At 68.5% G+C, this 5,426-nt stretch carries 6 protein-coding genes; 1 reads left to right on the top strand and 5 read right to left on the bottom strand.

Annotated features, from left to right (window positions below):
* Positions 1-670 (top strand): O-succinylbenzoate-CoA synthase (locus tag MVA01S_RS28350; RefSeq protein WP_060941791.1); only part of this gene is annotated, 670 nt, incomplete at its 5' end.
* A gap of 9 nt (positions 671-679) precedes the next feature.
* Here the strand turns inward: MVA01S_RS28350 and MVA01S_RS28345 are convergent.
* The 5 genes from MVA01S_RS28345 to MVA01S_RS28325 all read right to left on the bottom strand — a co-directional run.
* Complete coding sequence (locus MVA01S_RS28345; RefSeq protein ID WP_064635125.1) at positions 680-1,417, bottom strand: enoyl-CoA hydratase/isomerase family protein; 738 nt, start codon at positions 1,415-1,417, stop codon at positions 680-682.
* Between the two features lies 1 nt (position 1,418).
* A complete protein-coding gene (locus MVA01S_RS28340; protein WP_003932402.1) occupies positions 1,419-2,963 on the bottom strand; it encodes an aldehyde dehydrogenase in 1,545 nt (514 codons plus the stop codon).
* 25 nt (positions 2,964-2,988) lie between these two features.
* Entirely contained in the window at positions 2,989-3,756 is a 768-nt protein-coding gene (locus MVA01S_RS28335) for an ABC transporter ATP-binding protein (RefSeq protein ID WP_003932403.1), read from the bottom strand.
* 29 nt (positions 3,757-3,785) lie between these two features.
* Positions 3,786-4,628 carry an ABC transporter permease gene (locus MVA01S_RS28330; RefSeq protein WP_003932404.1) on the bottom strand — a complete coding sequence of 281 codons (843 nt, stop codon included), beginning with the start codon at positions 4,626-4,628 and terminating at the stop codon, positions 3,786-3,788.
* Between the two features lies 1 nt (position 4,629).
* On the bottom strand, positions 4,630-5,426 hold a 797-nt coding region (locus MVA01S_RS28325; RefSeq protein WP_159426365.1), incomplete at its 5' end, for an ABC transporter permease.

The raw sequence follows: 5,426 nt of genomic DNA, 5'->3' as shown, positions 1-5,426 counted from the left end.
CCCGCCCGCCGGCGCCGACGACGCGCTCGCCGCGCGCTGGCTGACGGCGGCCATGGAGCCGAGCACCGTGGGGTGGCCGGATGCGGTGCGGGGCCGGGTGCCGGTGTCCGCCGGCCCGCCGCGGGTCGACGTCGCCGCCGGTGGCGTCGACGAGGCGGTGTCGCGGATCGCCGCGCTCGGTGCGTCCGCCGACCTCGTCGAGCTCGTGTGCCAGAACGCCGACGACGCCGTAGCGGTGCGCCGGCGGGTGGACGTACCCGTCGCCGTCGACGCGGCACTGTTGTCCGGACATCCGCAGGGGGCCGATGTCGCGGTGCTGCGGTGCGGGGCGCTCGGGGGAGTGCGCCGTGCGATGCGTCGGGCCGAGAAGCTGGATCTCCCGTGCGCGGTGGCGTTCAGCGGCACCACGAGCATCGGCTTGGCGGCCGACGTCGCGCTGGCCGCGGCACTGCCGGAGCCACCGATGGTCTTCGGGCCGGTCCCGGAATGGCTCGCCGACCACGACATCGTCTCGCACTCAAGGTCTCTCGTGCCTGTCGACGGTCACCTGCCGGCGGCGCCGATGCCCGCCGGGCCGGATCCGGAACGCCTTGCGCGTGTCACCGTCACCGACCCGGCGACCGTGGCCCGGTGGCGCGATCTGCTGTACCGGGCCGCGGCCCTGCTCTAGGCAGGCGGGTCAGTTGGGCGTGGCGTGCAGGCGCCGGAGCGAACCGAGCACCAGCCGGTCGGAGGCCAGTTCGTAGGACTGGCGTTCGGACAACGACTCGACCGAGCGCAGCATCGCACGGATCTCGGTGTGCACCCGTGGTTGCGCCGAGAGCAGCACCCCGACCTTGTCCGCGACTGCCGCATCGAGGGCGTCCACGTTCTCGACCACCTCGTTGACCAACCCGATCCGGACCGCTTCGTCACCGGATACCTGTGCGCCACTGGCTGTCAGCCAAAACGCGGCGCGACGGCCGACCATGTGCGGCAGCCAGGCCAGCACCAGTGCCGGTGCCAGGTTGATGCGCACCTCGGGAAAACTGAGACGGGCAGCACGGGTCGCGACCGCGACATCGCACAGCGCGGCCAGGCCGACCCCGAACCCGGCGGCATCGCCGTGCACGCGCGCGACGGTCACCAACGAGGTGGCCGCCAGCGCTTCGTTCACTGCGACCAGACGCCGCACTTCGCCGGGCAGATCGTCCGGAGTCGCGGCGGTGCGCTCCCGTCCGAGGCAGAAGCTGTCGCCGGCCCCCGACAGCACCAGCACGTGCGCCCCGGCCGGTGGCGCGGACAGTATCCCGGACAGCGCATCGCACATGTCCATCGTCATCAGGTTGCCGTCGGCACTGTTGAGGTGCACCCTCAACACGGCCCCGTCTTGTTCGACGGTCAACCCGGGGACAGAGATCTCTTGGGTCGCAGTCATTTCAGTTGAGCCTTTCCAGGGCCACGCCGCCGTACCAGTCGACGTCGTCGGGGGCGGTGCGCACCGTCACCGCACGGACATGGGTGAAGTCGTCGAACGACTCGGTGCCGCCTTCGCGGCCGTGCCCGCTCTCGCGCACACCGCCCCACGGCGAGCACGGATCGAGCCGGTGGTGGTCGTTGACCCAGACGATGCCCTGTTCGAGCTTTGAGGCGACTCGGTGGGCACGTGCCACATCGCGCGTCCAGATCGACGATCCGAGACCGTACGGCGAGTCGTTGGCGATGGCGATCGCATCGGCCTCGTCGGTGAACGGGATCACCACCAGAACGGGACCGAAGATCTCCTCACGCGCGACGCGCATCTGGTTGGTGACATTCGAGAGGACGGTCGGTGCAACGAAGTAGCCGTCCAGCCCCGGCACGTCGACGGCTCTGCCACCGGTGGCCAGCGTCGCGCCCTCGTCGACACCGATCTCGACGTAATCGAGAATTCGCTTGCGTGCCCGCTCCGAGATGACCGGTCCGAGTTGCGTGTCGGCCTTGCGGGGATCACCGATGCGAATGCGCTCGGCTTGGGCCACCAGAGCGGCCACGAAGTCGTCGTACACCGTCTCCTGCACCAGGATCCGGGTGCCGGCGATGCAGGTCTGACCAGCCCCGACGAATCCGCCGAACGCCGCACCGCGCGAAGACACCTCGGTGGGCACGTCGTCGAACACCAGCACCGGGGTCTTGCCGCCGAGCTCCACGGTCGACTTGGCGAACCGCCGGGCGGTAGCGACCGAGATGATCCGGCCGACCTCGGTCCCGCCGGTGAACACCACCTTGTCGACCAGCGGGTGTTCTGCCAACCCGGCCCCGGCCACGGGCCCGAGCCCGGGGATGACATTGAGCACCCCTGGCGGCATCCCGGCCTCCAACGCCAGCTCACCGATCAGCAACGCGGTCAGCGGTGTCTGCTCGGACGGCTTGAGCACCACGCTGTTCCCGGTCGCCAGCGCCGGTGCGACGCTCTTGGACGCGATCATCAGCGGATGGTTGAACGACGAGAGGGTGGCCACGACACCGAGCGGGAACCGCGAGGTGTACGAGTGGTACGGACCCGACATCGGGACCACCGAGTTGCGGCCGGCCAGGAGCAGGGCGGCGTTGTACCGGTACCACTCGGGTAGCCGGGTGATCTGCGCCTTGGTCTCGGTGATCGGCCTGCCGTTGTTGTCGGTCTCCAATCGGTACAACTTGTCCATGTCCCGTTCCAGCAGGTCGCCGAACCGGTTGAGGATCCGTGCGCGCTGATGGATCGGCATCTGCGACCACGCCCCGGAGTCGAACGCCGCTCGCGCCGACACCACGGCGTCGTCGGTGTCCTCGGCGCTGGCGCTGTGGCAGCGCGCGAAGACCCGCCCCGTTGCCGGGTTGACCAGCTCGAGGATCTCGCCCCGGCCGGGACGGCGTTCGCCGTTGATGAGCAGACTGTGGACGCTCTCGCCGTTGCGGATCGCGCCGTGGTCGGCCACCGCAGAGGTGGCAACCGATTCAGACATTGTGTCTCTTTCTCGTGTAGCAGGTTCAGGCACTGGCAGGTGCCGTGGAGAGGTGACGCGAGCTCGCTTCGAGTTCTTCGAACCGGCGCAGGATCGACGACTCCAGTACGGCCACTTCGGTGTTGGAGGCCTTTCGCGGGCGCGGAAGGTCCACGGTGATGTCCTCGTGGATGGTTCCGCCGGGCGCCAGCATCAGGATGCGGTCGGACAGCTCGGCGGCTTCCTTGACGTCATGGGTGACGAACACGACGGTCTTGCGGGTCTGCGCCCACAGCTCCTGCAGGTGCTCGCGGAGACCGCGCGCGGTGATCGCATCGAGATGGCTGAACGGCTCGTCCATCAACAGCACGTCCGGTTCGATGGACAGTGCCCGCGCGATACCGACGCGCTGCTGCTGCCCGCCGGACAGCTGGCCGGGCCACTTCTTCTCCGCGTGACCGAGGCCGACGCGCTTGAGCGCCTCGTGAACTCGCTGCTTGGCGGCTTCGTCGCGGACCTTCTGGACGTACATCAGGTTGTCGAAGATGGACCGCCACGGCAGCAGCCGTGGCTCCTGGAACACGTAGGCGAGCTTGGCCTGCTGTCCGGTCCGGCCGATGGTGACGGAGCCGGACGTGGCGGTCTCGATGCCGGCGATGATGTTGAGCAGCGTGGTCTTACCGCAGCCCGACGGCCCGACCAGGGACACGAACGACTGGTCGGCGATCTCGAAGCCGATGTGGTCGATCACAGTTTGCGGGCCGGTGGGGGTGCCGAACACCTTGAGCAGGTTAGTGACGGTGACGTTGGCCATGATTGAGGTCTCCTTGTAGTGGTGCTGGACTAGGCGGCCGCGGCCGCGGTGGGCTCGCCCGGGGTGGATTGCCCGTCGCGCCAACGGAATGCGCGTCGCGACAGCCGCTCCAGAAGCACGCGGTCGGTGAGCACCATGAACGCGATGAAGAACGCGATCCACGCGACGAAGCCGGGCAGCTGGTTGGCGTCATACCAGTAGCGGGCGCGGTGCCCGACGCCGTCTGCCGAACCGAACCATTCCGACAGCAGCAGACCGTTCCAGCCCGACATCACGCCGAACCGGATGCCGGCCACGGCGTAGCCGGTGATGGAGGGCAGCACCGCATGCCGCAGTCGCCGTGCCGGCGGCACGTCGTAGGACGACGACATGTCCAACAGCGCCGGTGGCACCGACCTGGCCCCCGCCGCGACGTTGACGACGACGAACGGGATCGCCGACAGCACCACGGTAAGGATCGGTGCGGTGTCGGCGAAGCCGAACCACATGGCGCACAATAACGCCCAGATCACGGCCGGGATCGCCAGCCCGACGAGGTTCACGTCGCCGAACAGGTCGTCGAAGACCCGGAACGAACCGATCGCGAGCCCGATCACGATGCCGAGCACGATCGAGATCGCCATGCCGATCGCGAAGCGCTGCATGCTGATGGCGAAGTTGAAGAAGAACTCGCCGCGTTCGATCTCGCTGATCGCGGCGTTGACCACCGGGATCGGGCCGGGGATGCGGTCGCCGACCACACCCGCGAGCTGCCACAACAGCAGGAACAGCAGCGCGGCGGCGGTGGTGGCACCCACCGGGCCGGTCAGCCACCCGGGTGCACCGGGGCGGGCGGTTACCGTGTCGCCACGGTCGGTCACGGGTGCGCTCATGTCAGCGTCCCCCTCTCCATGCGAAGAATTTCTGTTCCAATCCGGCCAGCACCACGCGCTCGATCAGCAGGATGAAGATCACGAAGAACCCGGTCCAGGCCAGCACGCCGGCGATCGAGAATTCCTGGAAAGACTGGCGAATCATGAATCCGATACCGCTGCGTCCACCGAACACCTCGGTGAGTGCCTCGACCTTCCACGCCATCGCGAAGCCGTACCGCAGCGCCGCGAACAGGAACGGCATCACCGAGGGCAGGAACACCGATCTGATGACGTCACCGCGCCCGAGTCCGTACACGGTGCTCATGTCGACGAGCCTGCGGTCGACCTCTTCGACGCCCTGGGCGACGTTGAGGGCGACGTAGGGCAGCGCCACGAACGCCACCACGACGACCGGGCCGATGGCCCCGATGCCGAACAGGATCAACGCGAACACCGCGTAGGCCAGCCCGGGGACGTTGCCCAGCACCAGAAGTGGCTGTTGCCAGAAGTATTTCTGGTACTGGATCCGGCCCATCAGCAGGCCCAGCGGTACGCCGAACACCGTGCCGATGGCGAAGCCCAGCGCGATCTTGACGATGCTGGCACCGAACTGAACGAACGCGGTGCCGTCGGCGGCGAGGTGCCACATCTCGGCGCCGACGGTCCACGGCGCCGGCAGGATGTACTCGGTGAACACCACCGTCGAGCAGAACGCCCAGACCGCCAGCAACAGTGCGTAACCGATCAGGTGCAGGCCGAACCGGCGGGCGGAGGCCGCCACGGCCCGGGCGGGCGCCGCCCCCTTCTCAGGGGCGG

Origin of the sequence: Mycolicibacterium vaccae NBRC 14118 = CIP 105934 (assembly GCF_001552715.1) — a bacterium.
In the GTDB taxonomy this organism is placed as follows: domain Bacteria; phylum Actinomycetota; class Actinomycetes; order Mycobacteriales; family Mycobacteriaceae; genus Mycobacterium; species Mycobacterium vaccae.
The sequence above is the reverse complement of the archived record's forward strand: the minus strand, read 5'-3'. Positions and strand labels throughout refer to the sequence as shown.

What these genes read in the sequence shown, in the direction of transcription:
- MVA01S_RS28330 (WP_003932404.1), bottom strand. Translation starts at nt 4,628, where the DNA reads ATGAGCGCACCCGTGACCGACCGTGGCGACACGGTAACCGCCCGCCCC.
- MVA01S_RS28340 (WP_003932402.1), bottom strand. Translation starts at nt 2,963, where the DNA reads ATGTCTGAATCGGTTGCCACCTCTGCGGTGGCCGACCACGGCGCGATC.
- MVA01S_RS28345 (WP_064635125.1), bottom strand. Translation starts at nt 1,417, where the DNA reads ATGACTGCGACCCAAGAGATCTCTGTCCCCGGGTTGACCGTCGAACAA.
- MVA01S_RS28335 (WP_003932403.1), bottom strand. Translation starts at nt 3,756, where the DNA reads ATGGCCAACGTCACCGTCACTAACCTGCTCAAGGTGTTCGGCACCCCC.